Raw genomic sequence first — 21,796 nt, forward strand, 5'->3', positions numbered from 1 at the left:
TGCGCTATCAGGGGTGATGGCAATTTGCTGTTGCGTTAAAATCCATCCAGGTCAGCGTGTATAAGAGCACCCTTACAATAAGTTCACGCTTCACTCATCCGTATTTAACGAGGCTTGAACGCAAATGCTCAGGAATGCACCGCTGCGTCTGAAACTTTTATTGATTCTGCTTCTGCCCTTGTTGGGTTTTCTCACTTTGGCGGGGGTCTTTGTAACCGACAACTACAAGACACTGCAGGACATGGACGCTACGGTGACGGCCAGCGCCACGGCCCAGAAGTTGAGCCAGTTGATCACCGCCTTGCAACGCGAGCGTGGCACCAGTGGGGTGTTTCTGGGCAGTAGCGGCAAGTCCATGGGCGAGCGGATGTCCCAGGCGCGCAAGGATTCCAATGCTGCGATCGAGGTCGTGCGTGGGTTGCCCGCGTCGGGAAGCAGGCAATTGGAGACTGTCATCCGGGCACTGGACGAGTTACCGGCGATCCGTGGGCAAGTCGATAAGTTGGGTATCAGCAGCACCGAATCGGGTGTGCGTTATACCGACATCATTCAAACACTCATGGGCTATACGCATTCGCTGGAAGCGACGATCAACAATGCGAGCATTGTTCATGCGCTCGGTGCACTCAATCAGTTTATCGAGATGAAAGAGCGGGCCGGACGTGAACGGGTCGTGCTGGGCCTGGTGTTCAGCCAGGATCGTTTCGACGAGGCGTTGTTGTCACGTTTTAGCCGCAATCTTGGCGAGTTCTCTGCCTATGCCGACGGCTTCCGTCGCAAGGTACAGCCAGCATTGCTCCAACAGTTCGATGCACAAATGCTCAAGCCCGCCGCGGTCGACGTTGGCAAGTTGCAGCGCCTGGCATTCGAGGTGCCATTGGGGCAGGCGCTGGGCATCAAGCCAGAGGCCTGGTTTGAGATCTCCACCCAGCGCATCGACCTGATGGGCCAGGTGGAAGAAAGCCTGGGGCAGAGCGTCAGTCGCCTGGCGATGCACGAACGTGATAATGCAAGTCGTGCGCTGTGGCTGACCATCGGTGCCGTCGTCGTGGCGCTGCTGGCGGTGACGGTGCTGTCCTACCTGATCATCCGCATGATCGATCTGGCGGTACGCGACGTGAATCGGGTCCTGGATGACCTCGCGCAGCGTGACCTCACTGCCAGGGCCACCTACCAGAGTCGGGACGAGTTCGGCCAGATCTCGGGTAACCTCAACCGCATGGCGCAGGAGATCAGCGGGGTCGTGCAGGAGATCGGCAACGCCACGGCGCAAGTCGCCACCGCCGCGCAAGAGTCGTCCACGGTGACGGTCCAGACCAGCCAAAGCGTCGAGCAACAGCGCCAGGGCACCGAACTGGTGGCGACGGCGATCAATCAGATGAGCGCCACGGTGCGCGAGGTGGCCCAAAGCACCAATGACGCGGCGCACATGTCGCAACAGGTCAACATCAGCACCGCCCAGGGACGCGAGGAGATTGAAGGCACGATCGGGCTGATTCGCCAACTGTCCGGGCAGGCCGAGGAGACCGCGCAAATCATTGACGATCTCAAGCATGAAAGCGATGCCATTTCCTCGGTGCTCGACGTGATTCGCGGCATTGCCGAACAGACCAATCTGCTGGCCCTCAATGCGGCGATCGAAGCCGCGCGGGCCGGGGACCATGGTCGCGGTTTTGCGGTAGTCGCCTCCGAGGTGCGCACCCTGGCGCAGAAGACGCAGGAGTCCACCGGCAACATCCAGCAGATGATCAGCCACCTGCAGGCCGGCTCGGACCGCGCAGCCCTGTCCATGCAGCAGACCCTGGGCAAGGCGCAGGACGGCGCAAGCAAAGTCGAGCGGGCGGGCGCATTGTTGGTGGAGATCGCCGAAGGCGTGGCAACCATCAGCGACCGCAACATTCAAATCGCCTCCGCGGCAGAGGAACAGAGTGCGGTGTCCGAGGACATCAACCGGAACGTGAACGAGATCAACGACCTGGTGATCCAGGTCAGCGCCGGTGCCGAGCAGACCGCGATCACCAGCCAGGAGCTGGCGCGCCTGGCCGAGTATCAGCAACAGTTGGTCAATCGCTTCAAGGTGGCGTAGCGCGTCGCTCGTTGACGAGCACTGAATCCATGCAAGGTGGATTCAGTGCGAATGACGCGGCTCACCACTGCGGGCAATGACCCGCAGATGCAGCGTCGCAGGCTCCAGGCAGCCGCCCGTGGAGAGTTGCCCCACCAACTGCCGATACAGCGCCTGCCAAGGCGTTTGCGACGGCGGGATACTGGGCGTCCACTCGCGTCGGCGCCGGGCCATCTCGGCCTCGTCGATCAACAGGTTCACGGTGCGTGTGTTCAGGTCCACTTTCAGCCGGTCGTTGCTTTTCAGCAACGCCAGGCCGCCACCCACGGCGGCTTCAGGGGACATGTTGAGGATCGACGGGCTCGCCGAGGTGCCGCTCTGGCGACCGTCGCCGAGGCAGGGCAGGGAGTCGATGCCGCGCTTGATCAACGCGGCCGGTGGCGCCATGTTCACCACTTCGGCGCTGCCGGGGTAGCCCACCGTGCCGGCACCGCGAATCACCAGGATGCAGCGCTCGTCGATGTCCAGCGCCGGGTCGTCGATCCGCGCGTGGTAGTCCTCCGGCCCTTCGAACACGATGGCGCGGACTTCGAAACTGTTCTCGGCGCCGGGCTCGGACAGGTAGGTCTTGCGAAACGCCTCGCCGACCACCGACATCTTCATGATCGCGCTGTCGAAGAAGTTGCCGCTGAGCACGATGAAACCGGCGCGGTGCTTGAGCGGGGTTTCGAAGGGGTGGATCACGTCGGCGTCGCAAGTGCGGCTGCCGGCGACGATTTCGCCGATGGTCTTGCCGCTGACGGTGGCGCAGTTTTCATGCAGGCGCCCGGCCTTCTGCAATTCATGCATGACCGAGGGCACGCCGCCGGCCCGGTGGAAGCCTTCGCCCAGGTACTTGCCTGCCGGCATGCAGTTGACCAGCAGCGGCACGTCCTCGCCGATCCGCTGCCAGTCATCCAGGCTCAGTTCGACGCCCATGTGCCGGGCGATGGCGATCAGGTGCGGCGGGCAGTTGCTCGAAGCACCCAATGCCGACGCGACGGCGATGGCGTTCTCGAAGGCCTGGCGGGTCATGATTTGCGAGGGGCGTATGTCTTGCCGGACCAACTCGCAGATGCGCTTGCCGGTGGCGTATGCCATTTGTCCGCGCTCGCGATAGGGCGCCGGAATGCTCGCGCAGCCGGGCAGCGACATGCCCAGGGCTTCGGCCAGGGCGTTCATCGACAAGGCGGTGCCCATGGTGTTGCAGTGACCCACCGACGGCGATGCCGCCGTGGTCATTTCCATGAAGCCCTCGTAATCGATCTCTCCGGCGGCCATCAGGTTGCGCGCGTGCCAGAGCACGGTGCCCGAGCCGATCAATTCACCCTTGTGGTGACCATCGAGCATCGGGCCGCCGGACAGGACGATGGCGGGCAGGTCGGTGGTCGCTGCGGCCATCAGGCAGGCGGGTGTGGTTTTATCGCAACCGGTGGTGAGCACCACGCCGTCCAATGGATAGCCGTGGAGGATCTCCACCAACCCCAGGTAGGCCAGGTTGCGGTCCAGCGCGGCGGTGGGCCGGCGTGACTGCTCGGCGATCGGGTGCACCGGGAACTCCATGGGAATGCCGCCTGCATCGCGAATGCCCGCCTTGACCCGTTGCGCCAGCTCCAGGTGATGACGGTTGCAGGGCGTCAGGTCGCTGCCGGTCTGGGCGATGCCAATGATCGGGCGTCCCGATTGCAACTCTTCGCGGGTCATTCCGTAGTTCATGTAGCGTTCGACGTACAGGGCCGTCATGTCCGCGTGGGCAGGGTCGTTGAACCATTGCTCGCTGCGCAGTCGGTGTTTGGGCGTGTCACTCATGATTCATGTGCTCTCTTGTCATTGGAATGAATCGGTCACGGTCGTGGTGTCAGCGGTCGAGCAGTCTCCGGGCGGCGAGATTGCGCATCAAGGCGCTGATGCCGTAATCCCAGGGGGCGGCATCGGCGCTGTAGGTCACCCGGTTGTGCAGGGCACCCAGCAACGGACTGCTGATGCTGACCCGGTCGCCCCGTTTGTGGGTGAACCCGCTGCCGGCATGATCGCGGTCTTGCGTGGGCGCAAACAGCGTGCCGAGAAACAGCACGAAACCATCCGGGTACTGGTGATTGGTGTTGAGGGTCTGGCCCGCCAGGTCCTGCGGGTCGCGGCTGATCTGGCTCATGGAGCTCGAACCGTACAGTCGGTAGCCATCCTCACCTTCAACCTGAAGATCCACCACGCAGGCACGCACATCATCCAGGCTGAAGCGCTCGTCGAACAGGCGAATGAACGGCCCGATGGCGCAGGATGCGTTGTTGTCCTTGGCTTTGCTCAGCAACAGCGCGCTACGGCCCTCGAAGTCCCGCAGGTTGACGTCGTTGCCCAAGGTGGCGCCCTGGATCTGGCCGCGGCTGTTCACCGCGAGCACCACTTCGGGTTCCGGGTTGTTCCATTGCGAGCCCGGATGAATACCGATCGGGCTGCCGCTGCCCACCGCCGCCAGCACCGGCGCCTTGGTGAAGATTTCCGCGTCCGGGCCGATGCCGACCTCCAGGTACTGCGACCACAGGCCCTGTTCGATGAGCCAGGTTTTCAGGCGCATGGCTTGTTCGGAACCCGGGACGATCGAACGCAGGTTGTTGCCGATCACACTGTGCACGGTGGCGCGCACTGCCTCGGCCTTGGTCGCGTCGCCGCCGGCCTGCTCCTCGATCACCCGTTCGATCATGCTGGCGGCGAAGGTCACGCCGGCGGCCTTGATCACCTGCAGATCCACGGGTGGCAACAGCACAGGCTTGGACGGATCGGCATCCGGGCCGGTATTGGCGAGGAGGGCTTCGACACTGGCGATGAAGGTACCGGGTGTCTGCCGCACGGCGGACAGCGGCGAGGCGGTTTCCAGCAGCTCGCTCACGGTCGCGAAACGCTCCGAGAGATCAAACACGCCGTCGCTGCGCAGCACGATCGGCGAAGGCCCGGCGAGGCGACCGGGCACCCAGGCGCGGCCAATCAGCGTCCCGGCCACGCCATCGACCGGCAGGGTGTTTTCTGGGGTAAGCAGTAGCGACATGGAGGCTCTTTCCTGGATGAGTGAGGCCTTCACGCTAGGTGGGCGGATCGATAAACTCCAATGAGATATATTCAGCATTTGATAACGCTTGGTTATTGGAGAACCGGGGAGCCCACCATGTCCGATCTGTCTTTTTCCAATTTTTGCGGTTGGCTCAAGTTTCGCCACCTGCTCCTGATCGACACCTTGGGCCGCACGCGCAACATGCACCTGGCCGCGCAGCAGATGAATCTCAGCCAGCCGGCCATCAGCAAGATGCTCAAGGAAATCGAGAGCCTGCTCGGCTTCGCCTTGTTCGAACGGCTACCGCGCAGCATGCCCCCCACGGCGTTGGGCGAGCCGGTGTTGCGCTATGCCCAGATCGCCTTGAACGATGCCCGTTCGTTTGTCGAGCAAATCAACAGCTTGCGCGAGGGCGGCCACGGTTATCTCAAGGTCGGCGGGATCTTTGCCGCCACGGCAGTGGCGTTGCCCGAGGCGATCCTGCAGATCAAGCAACGCTGGCCATTGCTGTCCATCGAAGTCGTGGAGCAGACCAGTAACCACCTGATGGAAATGCTTGAAGAAAAGACCCTCGATCTGGCAGTGGCGCGTTTTACCGATCAAGGCCAGCAGCAGCGCTATGACTTCCAGCCGCTGGCCCCGGAACCGTTCTGCATCGTGGTCAACGACCGGCACCCGTTGGCGGAGGCAGGGCCGGTCTCGTTGCAGCAACTGGTGGACCTACCGTGGATTCTCTATCCGGTCGGTACGCCGATTCGCGCTCGCATGGAGCAGGCCTTTGCCGAAGCCGGGGTGAGGATGCCGCGCAACACCATCGACACCATCTCCATGCAGACGTTTCTCCAGGTCCTGCAACGCGGACCGATGATCGGCATGCTGCCCAATGCGATGGTCAATCCGCTGCTTGAAAACGGCCAGTTGAAAACCCTCGAGACCCCCTTGCACCTGGTGCCGCAGGACTACGGCATCCTCACGCGCAAGGGCGAGCAACTGACCGGTGCGGCGTTGGAGTTCGCGCAGATTCTCAAGGACAACGCGCGCCGGATGACTTGATGAAGCCACCGTACCTGTGGCGAGGGGAAAAACTCCCTCGCCACAATGACTCCCCCAAACCTTCAATACTTTGATAACGAGCCGTTATCGACTAATCCAAAAATGCCATTGGGAAGAATCGATTCCCGACAGTAGAGTCCCCTTTCAATCGCCGGATGACTCGCTCATTCGACGTGACCCAATAAAAACAATCAGGGGTTACCTCATGCAAACCATATCCGAGCCGATGCCAGCGCGGGCGCAAGCCGGTGAGCTGGACTTTGAAGACCGCACCTACCGCAAAGTCATCTGGCGCATTCTTCCGGTGCTGCTCTTGTGTTACATGGCGGCGTACCTCGACCGCGTGAACATCGGTTTCGCCAAGCTCGACATGCTCAACGAGCTGCAATTCAGCAACACCGTGTACGCCTTGGGCGCCAGCATGTTTTTCTGGGGCTATTTCCTGTTTGAAGTCCCCAGCAACCTGTTGCTGCATCGCTTCGGCGCACGGTTCTGGATTGCCCGGATCATGTTGACCTGGGCAGTGGTGTCCATGGCCGTGGCCTATACCGTGCCGCTGGCCGCCTTCTTCCATGTCGAATCGAGCACCATGTTCTACGTGCTGCGCTTCCTGTTGGGCGTCTGCGAAGCCGGCTTCTTTCCCGGAGTGATCCTCTACCTCAACTACTGGTTCCCGACCCATCGGCAAAGCCGCGTAATGTCCGGGTTCCTGCTGGCGTTACCGGTCAGCCTGACCCTGGGGGGCATGCTCTCCGGGTGGCTGATGAACAGCATGCAAGGGGTGCAGGGCCTGTCCGGCTGGCAATGGATGCTGATCATTGAAGGCATCCCTTCGATCATCATGGCCGTCGTGGTGATCGCCTGCCTGGCGGACAATATCGACAAGGCCAAGTGGCTCAACAGCGCCGAAAAGACCTTGCTCAAGGCCAATCTGCACAGCGACAGCCACGGCAAGGCCACGCGCTTGGGCGAGGTGTTCTTCAACCCTCGGGTGTGGCTGTTGGTGTTGATCCTGCTGACCTTCAATACCGGTTTCTACGGACTGGCCTTCTGGATGCCCTCGATCATCAAGAGCACGGGCATCACCAACAGTTTGCACATCGGTTTCCTGACGGCCATTCCCTACGCGGTGGCCGTCGTGGCGATGCTGCTCAATGCCCGGCATTCCAACCGCAGCGGTGAGCGACGCCTGCACGCGGCGATACCGGCCTTCATCGGTGGCGTCGGCCTGATCCTCAGTGCGTTTTTCGCCGACAACCTGGTGTTGTCCGTGCTCTTTCTCAGCGTCGCCGCCTCGGGGATCCTCAGCCTGATGCCGATTTTCTGGACCCTGCCAGGGACCGTGCTGTCGGGCGTGGCCGCCGCAGCCGGCATCGGCATGATCAACGCCATTGGCAACTTGTCCGGCTTCACCGGTTCGATGATCACGGCGGTCGCGGAAAACCTCACCGGCAATATCAACAACGGCACGTATGTGCTGGCCTTGTGTCTGCTGGTCAGCGGCGGCCTGATCCTGTCCATTCCCGCCTCGATGCTCGGCAAGACACCGAGGAACGCAATCACTCCAACCGAACCGGGGCGCCCATGAACTTGCAGAACAAACGGGTACTGGTCACCGCAGCGGGGCAGGGCATCGGCCTGGCCAGTGCCATCGCCTTTGCGCGGGCCGGTGCCGAGGTGTTTGCTAGCGACATCGATATCCACGCGCTGGCGGGCCTCGAAGGGATCACCGCGCTGACCCTGGACGTCACGTCGCCCCAAGACGTCAGCGCGGCCAGCGAACGGATTGGCGGCCTGGACGTGCTGTTCAACTGCGCCGGCTACGTGCACAGCGGCACGATCCTGGAATGCGACGAAGCGGCCTGGGCGCGGTCGATGGACCTCAATGTCGCGGCCATGTACCGCATGATCCGCGCGTTCCTGCCGGGCATGCTGGTCCGTGGCGGCGGTTCGATCATCAACATGGCGTCGGTGGCCTCGAGCATCAAGGGCGTGCCGAACCGTTTCGCCTACGCGACCAGCAAGGCTGCGGTGATCGGCCTGACCAAGGCCGTGGCCATCGACTTCGTAGGCCAGGGCATCCGCTGCAATGCCATCTGTCCCGGGACTGTGGATTCGCCGTCGCTGCGCCAGCGCATCGCCGACCAGGCGGCGCAACAGGGTGTCGATCAAGCGCAGGTCTATCGGCAATTCCTCGAGCGCCAGCCCATGGGCCGTATTGGCTGCACCGAAGAGATCGCCCGGTTGGCCGTGTACCTGGGCAGCGATGCGTCGAGCTACACCACCGGTGGCGTGCATGTCATCGATGGCGGGATGAGTCTCTGACCGTGTTTTTATTCTGAATTCTTTGCAGGAGAACTCCATGAAACTGTTGCGTTATGGCGAGAAAGGCGCGGAGAAACCGGGCCTGTTGGACGCCGATCAGCGGATCCGCGACCTGTCGGGGCATGTACCGGACATCGCCGGACAGGCCCTGGCTCCGGATAGCCTGGCAGCACTCGCCGCCCTCGACCCGCGCAGCCTGCCGCTGGTTGCCGGCCAGCCGCGAATCGGTGCCTGTGTCGGCCAGGTCGGCAAATTCATCTGCATCGGCCTGAACTACGCCGACCATGCGGCCGAGTCGAATATGCCGGTGCCCACGGAGCCGATCATCTTCAACAAATGGACCAGCGCGATCTGTGGGCCGAACGATGACATCCAGATCCCCCGTGGCTCGCTCAAGACCGACTGGGAAGTCGAACTGGGCGTGATCATCGGCAAGGGCGGGCGCTACATCGATGAAGCGAACGCCATGGAGCACGTTGCCGGCTACTGCGTGATCAACGATGTGTCCGAGCGCGAGTGGCAACTGGAGCGTGGCGGCAGTTGGGACAAGGGCAAAGGTTTCGACACCTTCGGCCCGCTCGGCCCCTGGCTGGTGACCCGGGACGAAATTGCCGACCCCCATGCGCTGGACTTGTGGCTGGAAGTCGACGGGCACCGTTACCAGAACGGCAACACCCGGACGCTGATCTTCAGCGTACCGCAACTGATCGCCTACCTGAGCCGCTGCATGAGCCTGCAACCGGGGGACGTGATTTCCACCGGCACGCCACCTGGGGTTGGCTTGGGCATCAAGCCCAACCCGGTGTTCCTGCGTCCGGGCCAGACCCTGCGCCTGGGGATCGCGGGGCTGGGCGAGCAGCGTCAGGTGACGGTGCAGGCGGACTGACGTTCCCTCTGCTGTTCTCACCGCTGCGCGGGCAGCGGTGTTACCCAATCACCAGTCTTGCACCTTTACGCAACGGCCTTGAGCCATTTGGTAGCACATCGGTGCGGTCAGATTCCCGGTTTTTGCAGGTTCTCACCAACGTCGTGACGCACCCTCCGTTTGCAGATCAACCACTTGCACGTCCCTATGGGGTATTGGCACGCATTCTGCTTTTTTGAATACATGGATAATTGGATACAAAAATTCAAAAGGTGCGACCATGCAATTCGTCCCGACTTTCGCTGAACGTCCACCAATGACGGCCGAGGAGGAGGCCTACAGCTATTTGCTCGATGCCATCTGTGGTGGTCGGTTGCGCAAGGGTGACCGGCTGATCGCCGAGGACATCGCCAGCGAGATCGGCATGAGTCGGATGCCGGTGCGCGAGGCTTTTCGCCGCTTGGACGCGCAGGGCCTGGTGACCCTGCGGCCCAATCGCGGTGCCGTTGTCAGTGGCCTGGATGTCGAGGAGCTGCAGGAAGTCTTCGAAATGCGCAGTGCCCTCGAAGGCCTGGCGATCCGGATTGCGGTGGGGCGCATCAGCGAGCGCCAGTTGGCCGCCCTGGAGCGTCTGCTCGACGAGATGGACGACTACCGCGAGGAAAGCGCCGAGTGGGTCAGCCGCCATCGTGCCTTTCATGAATACCTGTGCAGCTTGAGCGGGCGTCCCCGGCTGCTGAAGCAGATCAGCGCCCTCTATTCGCTGGTGGAGGCCCCCATGCGCTTGTGGCTACAGCACGTGGAAAAGCCTTTGAGCGCGCGCCAGGAACACGAGGTGATCCTCAAGGCGATTCGTGCCGGCGATGCCGATAAGGCCGAGGCTGTGCTGCGCGCTCACATCGAAGGGACGATCCCTGAGTTGATCCATTTCCTGCAATCGAAAAAATAACCAGAGCGGGCCAGGAGCCCGCCGGTGTTTTGACTTTGAGTACTGCCCGTCATCTACTGAACTGGAGTGTCTGGTCATGCATAAGCCTCGCCTGTTGATTGCCGCCATATCCCTGGGTTTCTGCGCACAGTGGGCGTTCGCTGCGCCCGCTGTCCCGGAGCGCCTGCTCAAGGTCGATAAACTGGTCTACTGCTCGGGCATGGACTCACCGCCCCTGGTGTCCTTCGATGACGCGCAGAAGCCCAAGGGCCTGACCATTGACCTGGGCCTGGAAATCGCCAAGCGCCTGGGGGACAAAAAAGTCGAGTGGCGGGTCGTTCCGTTTTCCGGATTGCTCCCGGCGTTGCTGGCCAAGCAATGCGACATGATCGTCGACCAGTTGTTTGACAAACCCGAGCGCCGCGAGGTGATCGATATCGTCAATTACATGTATTCCAGCCAGGCGGTGGTGGTGCCCAAGGGCAATCCCAAGGCCATCAAGACGCTCGCGGACCTCTCGGCGAACAAGGTCGCGGTGCTCAACGGCTCCACCATCAAGACCCTGCTCGATACCGAGAATGAACGTCTGGCCAAGTCCGGCAAGCCGGCGATGAAACTGGTGGTGTACAACACCGACACCGATGCCTTCCAGGCCCTGCGCATCAAACAGGTCGACGCCTACGGCACCACCGTGGAAACCGCCGGGTATTACGCCGCCATGGCCCCCGACTTGTTCGAGGAAGGTGTCCCGGCTTTCAGTCGGATCCTCACCGGCCTGGGCATCCGCAAGGACGATCCGCAACTGAGCGCTGCGGTGCAGCAGATCGTCAACGACATGCGCAGCGACGGCAGCTACGGCCAGTTGCTCGACAAATGGCATGTCGCCAGCGACACCCTGGATTGAGGTGAGCCGCTGATGAATTTCAATTGGGATGTGTTCTGGCAGTACCTGTTGCAGCCCAGTGGGGTCTACCTCACCGGGCTCTGGTTGACGTGCCTGATCAGCGTGCTGGCGATGCTGCTGGGTTGTGCACTGGGGCTGGCCGCCGCACTGTTGCGGCTGTCGAACAACCCGTTGTTGCAATGGCCGGTGCGGTTCTATGTGTGGCTGATGCGTGGCACGCCGTTGCTGGTGCAGATCGTCTTTCTCTACACCGCGCTGGCGGCGGGCGGGATTTTCCGCTTTGAGGACGTCGAGCTGTTCGGCCTGGTGATCCCCGGCAATATCCAGGCGGCGATCATCGCCCTGGGCCTCAACGAGGGCGCCTACATGGCCGAGATCATCCGCGCCGGCATCGGCGCGGTGGACAAGGGCCAGTATGAGGCCGGGCGCTCCCTGGGCATGACCTTCGGCCGGCTGATGCGCCGTATCGTCTTGCCCCAGGCGTTCCGGGTGATCGTTCCGCCGCTGGGCAACGAGTTCAACGTGATGCTCAAGAACACCACGCTGGTCAGTGTGATCGGCGTGCAGGAGCTGTTGCTCAGCACCCAGATGGTCACGTCGGCGACCTTCCGGGTATTCGAGCTGTACCTGGTGGTCGCGATCTATTTCTTGTTGCTGACCACTTTGTGGGGCTTCTTCCAGCGTTGGTTGGAGGCTCGTTTCGGCCAGTCGGACCGGCCATCTTCGCCGCCGCCGGCGGCCACCCGCATGTTCGGTCGCAGCACCCTGAAATTGCTGAGGGAACGTTAACCATGGCGCACAAGAGCGAAGAGCTGATCATCGAAGCGCTGGATGTGCACAAGTCCTATGGCGACCTGCACATCCTCAAGGGCATTTCCCTGCAAGTACGTCGTGGCGAAGTGGTGGTGCTGATCGGCGCCTCCGGTTCCGGCAAGACCACGTTCATCCGTTGCATCAACCTGCTGGAAGACATCCAGGGCGGGCGTATCCGTGTCAACGGCCGGGCCATGGGTTACCGCGAGCGGGCCGATGGCAGCCTGGTGCGTGACTCGGAGCGCAACATCGCCCGCCAGCGTCGGGACATCGGCATGGTGTTCCAACGCTTCAACCTGTTCCCCCACATGACGGCCCTGGAGAACATCATCGAGGCGCCTATCCAGGTGCTCGGCATGCCGCGTGCCGCCGCCCTGGACCAGGCTCGCAGCCTGCTGGAGCGGGTTGGCCTGGCAGACAAGGCCAACCACTACCCGTCGATGCTCTCCGGTGGGCAACAGCAGCGGGTCGCGATTGCCCGTGCGCTGGCGATGAAACCCCAGGCCATGCTGTTCGACGAGCCCACCAGTGCCCTCGACCCGGAAACCGTCGGCGAGGTGTTGCAGGTCATGAAGGAGTTGGCCGAGGAGGGGATGACCATGGTCGTGGTGACCCATGAGATGGGCTTTGCCCGCGAAGTGGCGGACCGCGTGGTGGTCCTGGATCAGGGCGAACTCATCGAGCAAGGGCCGCCGGAGCAGATTTTCTGTCACCCCACTCATCCGCGCACCCGGGCTTTTCTCAGTCGGGTGTTGTGAGCGCCAAGGCCGCACATCCTGCGTCCGGTCAATCCATTCCTGTCTTGAAGAGCTTTTTGCCATGCTGAAGTTTTCTGCTCACGAGTACCCTTACCCGTCGCGACGCCAGAGCGTTTTCGCCCGTCGCGGCATGGTGGCCGCGTCCCAGCCCTTGGCGGCCCAGGCGAGCATCGAGATCCTGCAAAAGGGCGGCAACGCCATCGATGCCGCCATCGCCACGGCGGCGGCATTGACGGTGGTGGAGCCCACCGGTTGTGGCATTGGCGGTGATGCTTTCGCCTTGGTCTGGTGCCAGGGGCAGTTGCATGGCCTCAACGGCAATGGCCACGCGCCGGCGGCGTTGAATATCGAGGCAGTCAAGGCTGCTGGCCATGAGCAGATGCCGCTCTATGGCTGGACGCCGGTGACGGTCCCGGGATGTCCGTCGGCATGGGCCGAATTGTCGCAACGCTTTGGCAAGCTGCCCTTTGCCCAGTTGCTGCAACCGGCGATCAGCCTGGCGCGGGACGGTTTTGCACTGTCGCCGGTGGTTGCCCATCAATGGCAAACCGCCCTGAACGAGTTCACGCCCCATCGCGACCCGGTCCTGGAAGCCTGGTTCGAAACCTTCCTCATCGAGGGGCGCGCGCCACGGGCCGGAGAGATTTTCTGCAACCCGGCCCAGGCCCGCACCCTCGAAGAACTGGCCGCCACCCGATGCGAGAGCCTGTATCGCGGCGCCCTGGCCGAGCGCCTGGAGGCCCATTCCCGGGCCAGCGGCGGTTACCTGCGGGCCTCCGACCTCAAGGATTATCGTGCCCAATGGGTGGCGCCGATCCACATCAATTACCGGGGCATCGACGTCTGGGAAATCCCGCCGAGCGGGCAGGGCCTGGTGGCCTTGATGGCCCTGAAGATCCTGGAGGGTTTCGAATTCGATCACCGCGACAGCCAGCAGACCTGGCATCGTCAACTGGAGGCTATGAAACTGGCGTACAGCGATGGCCTGCACTACATCACCGATCCGCGGCACATGCGCGTGGCGGTGGCCGACCTGCTGAGCGACGCCTACAGCGCCCGTCGTCGCGCCGAGATCGGTGAACAGGCCCGGCCGCCCGCGCCAGGCGACCCCCATGCCAGCGGCACGGTGTACCTGGCGACCGCCGACGGCGAGGGCAACATGGTCTCGTTCATCCAGAGCAATTACCACGGGTTCGGCTCCGGCGTGGTGCTGCCCGACAGTGGGATCGCCCTGCAGAATCGGGGGCAGGAATTCAGCCTTGATCCGCGCCACGCCAATTGCCTGGTCCCGGGCAAGAAAACCTTCCATACCATCATTCCGGGCTTCCTCACCCGCAACGGCGAGGCCCTCGGACCGTTCGGCGTGATGGGCGGCTACATGCAGCCCCAGGGTCATGTGCAGATGGTGATGAACCTGGTGGACTTCGGCCTGAACCCGCAATCAGCCCTGGATGCTCCACGCTGGCAATGGCTGGGCGACATGAAGGTCGGCATCGAGCACGGGGCTTCAGCCGATTTGGCCAACGCCTTGGCGCGGCGCGGTCACCGGGTGCGGATAGCCAGCGACCTGACCGATTACGGGCGCGGCCAGATCATCCTGCGCGATCCACTCAGCGGGGTGCTGTGTGGCGGTACCGAACCCAGGGCGGACTCCCATATCGCGGTGTGGTAGGCGCGTTCGGGCAGGCATCTGCTGGGGCCTGCCCGAGCGACCCGGGAATTTAATGAACCCGGTCCATCTCCTCATGTCACTCGTTTGTCAGGAACGACAACATGATGGAGCTGCATTATGCGACCGATGGATCTCACCTGCCTGTCCTTCGCCGCGCTGCTGTGCGTGGCTTGCTCGAGCCAACCGACCGCGACCTGGAGTTACCAGGATGCCCAAGGTCGCGCCAACCCGGCCCCCGACCAGGTTTACCCGGAGCTGTTTGAAGCGGTGCAGCGAGGCCAGCTGTTCACCGACCAGAAGCACTTCGTGGATGCGCTGCCCAAGGGTGACCCGGCGAAAATCAACGCCGATTACCTGGCCCGTCGCGACAGCGCGGGCTTCGATCTCAAGAAATTCGTGAACGACAATTTCATCAAGTCCGGGCAAGCACAAAGCCCGGCCCCGAAACCCGGCGCCCCGATCCGCGAGCACATCGACAATCTCTGGCCGGTGCTGAGCCGAACCAACAGTGAGGTGCCGGCCCACAGCAGCCTGTTGCCCTTGCCGCAACCCTATGTCGTTCCTGGCGGACGCTTTCGCGAGATGTACTACTGGGACTCCTACTTCACCTTGCTTGGCCTTGAACAAAGCGGTGAAACTGCACGGGTTCGCCAGATGACCGACAATTTCGCCTACATGATCGACACCTACGGTCACATCCCCAACGGTAATCGCAACTACTACCTGAGCCGGTCGCAGCCACCGTTCTTTGCCCACATGGTGGCGTTGCAGGCGCACATCGAAGGCGTACAGGCCTACGGGCGATACCTGCCGCAAATGCAGAAGGAGTACGCCTATTGGATGGTTGGAGAGCAGGCACTCAAGGCCGGATCGGCTGCCCGGCATGTCGTCAAGTTGGCCGACGGCAGTGTGCTCAATCGCTATTGGGATGCCAGCGCGTCGCCTCGCCAGGAGTCCTGGTTGCAGGACGTCAAGACTGCCGAGCAGGCCGTCGACCGGCCTCGGGAAGAGGTTTGGCGAGACCTGCGCGCCGGCGCGGAGAGCGGCTGGGACTTCAGCTCGCGTTGGTTGGGCGACGGGAAAAACCTGGCGACCATCCGCACCACCGCCATCGTCCCCGTGGACCTCAACAGCTTGATGTATCACCTGGAGCGCACCATTGCCAAAGCCTGTGAAACCGTCCAGAACAACGCCTGTACCCAAGCCTACGACCAGCGCGCCGATCGCCGCCGACAGACCATCGAGAAATACCTGTGGGACGACGAGGGCGGTTACTACGTGGATTACGACTGGCAGTTGAACCGCCAGCGCCCGGAACTCACTGCCGCGACGTTGTTCCCGCTCTACACCGGCCTGGCTCCCGCCGAGCATGCCCGCCGCACGGCCGATGCGGTGCGCGAAGGCCTGTTGCGTCCAGGCGGTATCGCCACCACCCAGGTGAGCAGCGGCCAGCAGTGGGACGAGCCCAACGGGTGGGCTCCGCTGCAATGGGTGGCGGTGGAGGGTCTGGACCGCTACCAGCAAACGGCCCTGGCGCAACAGATTGGCAGCCGTTTCCTGCAACAGGTGCAAAACCTCTACTGCAAGGAAGACAAACTGGTAGAGAAATATGACTTGTCCGGCCAGGGGAACGGCGGCGGCGGTGGTGAATATGAATTGCAGGACGGCTTCGGCTGGACCAACGGGGTAACGCTCAGGCTGATGAAACGCTTGGGCACCCTTGCTCCGAAGGCTTGTGCAGAGGGGACGGAATAAAGCGCTTGCCGGGTCACGTGGCGCCTGCCTGATGGGGGGGAAGAGGGCAGGTGCCGACGGCATCTCGGTATTTCATGACCAGTTGACGATTTAGTCACAAGTTGTCAAGCGCCTTGGGGATGCGTAAGCTGCTGGCATGAATCAGCCATCCATCTCTTCCCCCAGCGCTCGTGGCCCAGCCGATCACGACATCCGAACCCAGATCGTCGCGGCGGCCAACGAACATTTCAGCCAGTACGGTTACGCTAAAACCACCGTTTCCGACCTGGCCAAGGCGATTGGTTTCTCCAAGGCCTACATCTACAAGTTCTTCGATTCCAAGCAGGCCATCGGTGAGGCCATCTGCACCAATTGCCTGGGCGAAATGATCGCGGCCGTTGAACAGGCCATCAATGAAGACGGCCTCTCGCCGACAGAACGCCTGCGACGCTTGATCAGGACGCTTACCACCACAGGCGCGGACCTGTTCTTCAACGAGCGCAAACTCTACGACATCGCCGCGTTTTCCGCTTCGGAGCGCTGGCCCAGTTCGCAGGGATATGACGCGCGGATCAAAGGCTTCATCGTGCAGATCATCCGGGAAGGGCGCGAACTCGGAGAGTTCGAACGCAAGACGCCGCTGGATGAAACCGTAGACGCGATCCATTTTGCCCTGCGGCCTTTCGTCAACCCATTGCTGCTGCAATACAATCTCGACTACGTCGAAGAAGCACCGACCCTCACGGCCAACCTCATCTTGCGAAGCCTCATGCCATAAGCCTGGCTTGAGGTATTCCATGCATCCGTAGATCAAAGCTGCACGTTCCGGCCGGGTACATTCCCGGTCTTTGCGTTGCCTCGTGGTATTACGGGTTGTGACTGTTGACTAATATGGTCACTTGAATAAACATGGCGCATCTGTCCTCTGGGAGGATCGCCATGATCCAGTGCCGCTATTGCCCTTTGATCCTGTTGCGTGGTGTGTTCCCTCAGTCGGAACCGGGAGCCTCGCGATGAGGAGCTTTGCCCAGGTGCTGGCGCAATTTGATCCAGACGTGCCGTTCGTTTCTCCTCCCAATTGGCAGCAGGGCCGCACGATTTTTGGCGGTCTGTCCGCGGCATTGTCGTTGCAGGCAGTCTTGTGCCGGCAACCGGTGGGGTTTCCTCCGTTCAAGTCCGCGCAAGTGTCATTCATAGGTCCGGTCAACCAGGACCAGACTTTCGATGTCAGCGTGTTGCGCCAGGGACGATCGGTCACCTCGGTCTCTGTGGACTGTCTCTCAGGCAATGACCTTGCGTTGCGCACGACCCTGCTGTTCGCCAAGCCACGGGCAAGCAAGATCACCCACGACGCCTGGGGGCGTCCGCTGGTCGATGGGCCATCGCGGTACGCAACGCTGCAGTTGGACAGTCGTGTCGCACCGGCCTGCGCCTATAACTTCGAAATGCGCCCGGCGGGTGGTTCGCTGCCGGTGTCCGGCGCTGACAATCCCGAATTATTGATGTGGGTTCGCCATTTGGATGCCCAGGGCGTAGACCCGGCGGTCGCGCTGATTGCGCTGGCTGACAGTCTGCCACCCGCCGCCATGACTTGCTTCACTGAGCCCGCAGCCCTCAGTTCCGCCTCCTGGACGATTGACCTGCCGCAGCCGGCCGTCAGCGGGGAGTGGTTCCTGATCAGCTCTTTCAGTCAGCAGGCGCAGGAAGGCTACTCGCTCCAGGACATGGAAATCTGGGACGAAGACGGTCGGCGTGTGCTGTGGGGCCGTCAGACCGTGGCGATTTTTACGTAACACAACTCAACCGTTCTACTACCCCTTGCTACAGGCCCAAGAGTTCCAATAATGAAAAAAACCATGCTCAGGACCCCGCTGGGTCTCGCTGTTGCGCTCGCCACTTCTCATGTGATGGCGAGCGGTTTCGCGTTGAACGAACAAAGCATCAGTGGGATGGGGTCGGGATTTGCCGGTCGCTCTTCCGCCGCAGAAGACGCCAGCACCGTCTTCGGCAATCCGGCGGGCATGTCCCGATTGAAACAAGAACAGGTCAGCGTGGGGGTTGCGGCGTTGTTCGCGAAGTCTGACATCAGCCAGACCCGCAGCACCTTCGGCGGGCAGGAGGACGGAGACATGGTGCCCACGACCACAGTACCCATGGGGTACTACGTCAAGCCCATCGATGAGCATTGGGCGTTCGGCATCGGGTTCTACGTGCCGTTCGGGTTGAGAACCGACTATGGCAGTGGTTTCGCCGGACGCTACTACGCCAACAAGAGCGAGGTCACGACACTCACGTTCCAGCCCACCATCAGCTATGCCTTCAACGACAGGGTTTCCATCGGGTTCGGTCCGACCATCAACCGCATCAGCGGCGAGCTGTCCGGGATGGTGCTCAATCCTCTGAGCCCTGGTCGTAATGACGGAAAACTCAAAAGCAACGGTGACGACACAGCCCTGGGTTTCAACGCCGGTATCCTGGTGCAGGCTACCGATCGAACCCGCCTGGGCATGACCTACCATTCCAAGGTCAGCTATGAATTGGATGCCAAGAGCAAGGTGACTGATGGCATCTTTGGTGTGTTGGGCGTCAGCGGTCGCAGCTATGACGCTTCGCTGGAGGTGGATACCCCGGAGTCCGTGGATTTCTCGGTGACCCATCAATTGAATAACGACTGGACCTTGTACCTGGGGAGTACCTGGACACGTTGGAGTCGCTTCAAGGAGTTGACCATTGAAAACAGCGGATTGCCGCCGATACTGGCCGGCCAGTTGGGCACTGTTTCCGAAGAACAGAACTGGCACGACACGTGGGCTCATGCAATCGGCACGGCTTATCGGCTCAATGACCAATGGGTGCTTCGCACCGGTTTTTCGGTCGATCAGTCACCGGCCAACAATACCAACCGCGGACCACGGATCCCGACGGGCGATCGCAAGGTGATCAGCTTCGGTGCGGGCTGGACGCCAGTGAACGATGTGACGATCGACGTCGCCTATTCCTATCTGTGGGAGGAGAGCGTTCGTATCAACGAGGTCTCCGCGACCCGGGGCGCCTACAGTGCCAAATACAAAAACAGCGCAAGCGGTCTGGGGGCGTCTGTCAGTTATCGCTTTTGATTGACCGCTGTTTTCGCTGACAAAAGGCCGGGAGGGCATGTTGCCCCTCCCGGCCTTTTGATTCTCACCCGGCATGACTCCTCGGAAATATCCCGGCGCCGCCTCAGACGCCCATGACGCGGGTCATGAGCGCCTGATGAAAGCGTCGTGGCGTGGCCCAGGTCAAGACGGTGATGGCCTTGTTGCCAAAGCCCGGCACGACGCTCATGCGACCGGCTTGCAGCGCACGGATGCCGGCACTGACGACCGGTTGAGGCGGCATCATTACCTTTTGCAAGATCGGCGTGAGTTTCTGCCTGGCGCTTTCGGCGAACCCGGTGTCGGACATGCCCGGGCAAAGGGCCGTGACCACGACACCGTCGCGCTTGAGTTCGCGATGGAGCGCATCGGAGAAACGCAACACATAGGCCTTCGCCGCCGAGTAAACGGCGAAGTGCTTGACGCCCTGAAAGGACAGCAGGCTGGCGACCATCAGGATCTGTCCGCGTTTGCGGGTGCGCATGTCGGCCGCGAAGAGGTGGGTCATGGCGGTCAGGCTGGCGATGTCCAGGTCGATCATGGCCAGGGATTCATCCAGGGGCTGGTCCAGGAAAGGCCCCTGCAAACCATGGCCGGCATTGTTGATGAGCACATCGATCACGATATTGCGCTCGCTGAGTCGCTGGTGCAGTTGGACGACCGCCGCGATCGAGGACAGGTCCACCTGCTCGACGATCACCGTCACGCCGAAGCGTTCACGCAATTCCCGTGACAGGGCTTCGAGCCGATCCAGCCGGCGTGCCACCAGGACCAGTGATTTGCCCTGGGCGGCGTATTGTCGCGCGAATTCCTCGCCGAAGCCGCTCGATGCGCCGGTGATGAGCACCCAGGCATTTTCATTAGATTTCATGTCGCTGTTCTCTGATTGTCGGGCTGAAAGAAGAGGGCGGTGCGTCGGAAAAGCGCGGCATCGGGTCAAGTCATCGCGTGGCCAACGGTTGGGTCTCAAGCGGTTGCCAGCCACCGCCAAGCGCCTTGAATGCCGCGACCGCCGCCCGGGCCGATTCCGTTTGCGCCTGTGCCCGCGCGTCGGCCACTTGCAGCACCGTCTCGTCGGCGTGCAGGACATCGATCAGGCTGGCCGTACCTTTCTGATAAGCAATGAACGACGATCGGCGAGCCTTGGTCAGCGAGGTCTCGCCGTCGACGAGGGTGGTGGATTGGGCTTGCCGGTTCACCAGCGCGGAGAACGCATTCTCGACGTCCTCGGTGGCACGCAAGACCGATTGACGGTACGCGGCCAAGGCTTCGGCTTCCTGCCCCTTGGCTTGATCGATCCGGGCATTGATGCGGCCAAAGTCAAACAGTCTCCAGCGCAGCCCCAGCGTCCCCGTCGCCTGGCTGGCGCCGTTGGAGAACAGGTGCCCCGCGGAGACGGAGGTGGCGCTGCCGAGCAATGCACTGAGGGAAAACTTGGGATAGTACTCGGCGACGGCTTCGCCGATGCGCGCGTTGGAGGCGGCGAGGCGACGCTCGGCGACGATGAGGTCGGGTCGGCGGCGCAACAGATCGGCGGGCGTCCCGGTGGCCTTGATGGCTGGCGCAAGCGGAATGCTGCCGGTATTGGCCAGTTCCGCGCGATGGGTGCCTGGCGGTGCGCCGAGCATGACATCCAGGGCATTCATCGCCGCTTCGAGACCGGTTTGCAGGACTGGCACTGTCGCCTGGACCTGCGCCAACGAGCCCTCGGTCTGGCGAACCTGGTAGTCAGCGGCGAGGCCCTTGCCATAGAGCAATTGGACTTTTGCCAACAGGTCCTGCTGGGTTTTGACTTGTTGGTTGGCAATCTCCAGCCGGGACTGCAAGCCGCGCAAGGTGATGTAGATATCGGCGGTTTGCGCCGCGACGGCCAGTCGCGTAGCGACGGCGCCAGCTCGGGAGGCCTGGTACTCGGCCAGCGCGGCTTCTCGTGCGCGTCGCAGGCCACCAAACAGATCCACTTCCCAGCTGGCCCCCAGGTCGAGCCCGTAGGCATTTGCGTATCGATCAGAACCAGGCCTTGAATCGAGTATCTGGCCGAGAGGTGTCTCGACCGACTGATAGGCGCGAGCGGCCTGGCCACTGATGTTTCCCGACGGCAGCAACGCGGCATTGGCGGCGCCCAGGCCTGCCTGGGCTTGCGCGACCCGCGCCGAAGCCTGCATCAAGTCGAGGTTCTGTTGGAGTGCCTGGGAGACGAAGCGGGTCAGTAGCGGATCATCAAAACCTTCCCACCACGTTTCGAGATCGGCCGGCGTCGTGGCAGACCGCTGCTCGACAGAAGGCCGACCCAAGTAATGCTCCGAAAGCGGAGCGTCCGGACGCTGGTAGTCCGGACCGACCGCGCAACCTGCCATCAGGCTGGTGCTCACCAAAAGAGCTAGGGGACGGAAGGAAGGCATCGAGGTTCTCTGGGATGAAAAATGGTTTGTGACCATATTAAATAATGGTCACTACCTGTCA

At 62.0% G+C, this 21,796-nt stretch carries 18 protein-coding genes; 14 read left to right on the forward strand and 4 right to left on the reverse strand.

All coding sequences use genetic code 11. The features are described from left to right. Positions 1–124: 124 nt before the first annotated feature. A complete protein-coding gene (locus N4Q37_RS14555; RefSeq protein WP_260958701.1) occupies positions 125–2,086 on the forward strand; it encodes a methyl-accepting chemotaxis protein in 1,962 nt (653 codons plus the stop codon). A 42-nt stretch (positions 2,087–2,128) separates the two neighbouring features. Here the strand turns inward: N4Q37_RS14555 and N4Q37_RS14560 are convergent, their stop codons facing one another. Continuing rightward, positions 2,129–3,913: an IlvD/Edd family dehydratase gene (locus tag N4Q37_RS14560; RefSeq protein WP_260958702.1), complete on the reverse strand. Its 1,785-nt coding sequence runs from the start codon at positions 3,911–3,913 to the stop codon at positions 2,129–2,131. A gap of 49 nt (positions 3,914–3,962) precedes the next feature. Further along, complete coding sequence (locus N4Q37_RS14565; protein WP_260958703.1) at positions 3,963–5,144, reverse strand: fumarylacetoacetate hydrolase family protein; 1,182 nt, start codon at positions 5,142–5,144, stop codon at positions 3,963–3,965. 117 nt (positions 5,145–5,261) lie between these two features. Between N4Q37_RS14565 and N4Q37_RS14570 the strand changes: the two genes are divergently transcribed. The 13 genes from N4Q37_RS14570 (at position 5,262) to N4Q37_RS14630 (ending at position 19,315) form a co-directional block, all read left to right on the forward strand. Then, complete coding sequence (locus N4Q37_RS14570; protein WP_260958704.1) at positions 5,262–6,200, forward strand: LysR family transcriptional regulator; 939 nt, start codon at positions 5,262–5,264, stop codon at positions 6,198–6,200. A 205-nt stretch (positions 6,201–6,405) separates the two neighbouring features. Beyond that, on the forward strand, positions 6,406–7,788 hold the full coding sequence (locus N4Q37_RS14575) for an MFS transporter (RefSeq protein WP_260958705.1): 1,383 nt from the start codon (positions 6,406–6,408) through the stop codon (positions 7,786–7,788). Beyond that, positions 7,785–8,525 carry an SDR family oxidoreductase gene (locus N4Q37_RS14580; protein WP_260958706.1) on the forward strand — a complete coding sequence of 247 codons (741 nt, stop codon included), beginning with the start codon at positions 7,785–7,787 and terminating at the stop codon, positions 8,523–8,525. The genes N4Q37_RS14575 and N4Q37_RS14580 overlap by 4 nt, the downstream gene beginning before the upstream one ends. A gap of 37 nt (positions 8,526–8,562) precedes the next feature. Beyond that, on the forward strand, positions 8,563–9,411 hold the full coding sequence (locus tag N4Q37_RS14585; protein ID WP_260958707.1) for an ureidoglycolate lyase: 849 nt from the start codon (positions 8,563–8,565) through the stop codon (positions 9,409–9,411). Positions 9,412–9,670: 259 nt separating this feature from the next. Further along, complete coding sequence (locus tag N4Q37_RS14590; protein ID WP_260958708.1) at positions 9,671–10,339, forward strand: GntR family transcriptional regulator; 669 nt, start codon at positions 9,671–9,673, stop codon at positions 10,337–10,339. A gap of 76 nt (positions 10,340–10,415) precedes the next feature. Further along, positions 10,416–11,222, forward strand: coding sequence for an ABC transporter substrate-binding protein (locus tag N4Q37_RS14595; protein ID WP_260958709.1), 807 nt, complete (start codon positions 10,416–10,418; stop codon positions 11,220–11,222). A 12-nt stretch (positions 11,223–11,234) separates the two neighbouring features. Further along, complete coding sequence (locus tag N4Q37_RS14600) at positions 11,235–12,011, forward strand: amino acid ABC transporter permease (protein WP_260958710.1); 777 nt, start codon at positions 11,235–11,237, stop codon at positions 12,009–12,011. A 2-nt stretch (positions 12,012–12,013) separates the two neighbouring features. Continuing rightward, on the forward strand, positions 12,014–12,793 hold the full coding sequence (locus tag N4Q37_RS14605; protein WP_260958711.1) for an amino acid ABC transporter ATP-binding protein: 780 nt from the start codon (positions 12,014–12,016) through the stop codon (positions 12,791–12,793). A 61-nt stretch (positions 12,794–12,854) separates the two neighbouring features. Further along, on the forward strand, positions 12,855–14,465 hold the full coding sequence (locus tag N4Q37_RS14610; protein WP_260958712.1) for a gamma-glutamyltransferase family protein: 1,611 nt from the start codon (positions 12,855–12,857) through the stop codon (positions 14,463–14,465). 117 nt (positions 14,466–14,582) lie between these two features. Further along, positions 14,583–16,220: an alpha,alpha-trehalase TreA gene (treA, locus tag N4Q37_RS14615; protein ID WP_260958713.1), complete on the forward strand. Its 1,638-nt coding sequence runs from the start codon at positions 14,583–14,585 to the stop codon at positions 16,218–16,220. A gap of 136 nt (positions 16,221–16,356) precedes the next feature. Further along, positions 16,357–16,977 carry a TetR/AcrR family transcriptional regulator gene (locus N4Q37_RS14620; RefSeq protein ID WP_260958714.1) on the forward strand — a complete coding sequence of 207 codons (621 nt, stop codon included), beginning with the start codon at positions 16,357–16,359 and terminating at the stop codon, positions 16,975–16,977. A gap of 235 nt (positions 16,978–17,212) precedes the next feature. Next, the gene (locus tag N4Q37_RS14625; protein ID WP_260958715.1) at positions 17,213–17,992 is read left to right on the forward strand and encodes a thioesterase family protein; all 780 of its coding nucleotides are present in this window, start codon (positions 17,213–17,215) and stop codon (positions 17,990–17,992) included. Between the two features lie 51 nt (positions 17,993–18,043). Beyond that, the gene (locus N4Q37_RS14630; RefSeq protein ID WP_260958716.1) at positions 18,044–19,315 is read left to right on the forward strand and encodes an OmpP1/FadL family transporter; all 1,272 of its coding nucleotides are present in this window, start codon (positions 18,044–18,046) and stop codon (positions 19,313–19,315) included. 103 nt (positions 19,316–19,418) lie between these two features. On the opposite strand, the gene N4Q37_RS14635 is transcribed toward N4Q37_RS14630, so the two are convergent. Both N4Q37_RS14635 and N4Q37_RS14640 read right to left on the reverse strand, forming a co-directional pair. Next, the gene (locus N4Q37_RS14635) at positions 19,419–20,204 is read right to left on the reverse strand and encodes an SDR family NAD(P)-dependent oxidoreductase (protein WP_260958717.1); all 786 of its coding nucleotides are present in this window, start codon (positions 20,202–20,204) and stop codon (positions 19,419–19,421) included. Positions 20,205–20,274: 70 nt separating this feature from the next. Continuing rightward, positions 20,275–21,735, reverse strand: coding sequence for an efflux transporter outer membrane subunit (locus N4Q37_RS14640; RefSeq protein ID WP_260958718.1), 1,461 nt, complete (start codon positions 21,733–21,735; stop codon positions 20,275–20,277). Between the last annotated feature and the right edge of the window lie 61 nt (positions 21,736–21,796).

The organism is Pseudomonas citri (assembly GCF_025336485.1).
Classification (GTDB): Bacteria; Pseudomonadota; Gammaproteobacteria; order Pseudomonadales; family Pseudomonadaceae; genus Aquipseudomonas; species Aquipseudomonas citri.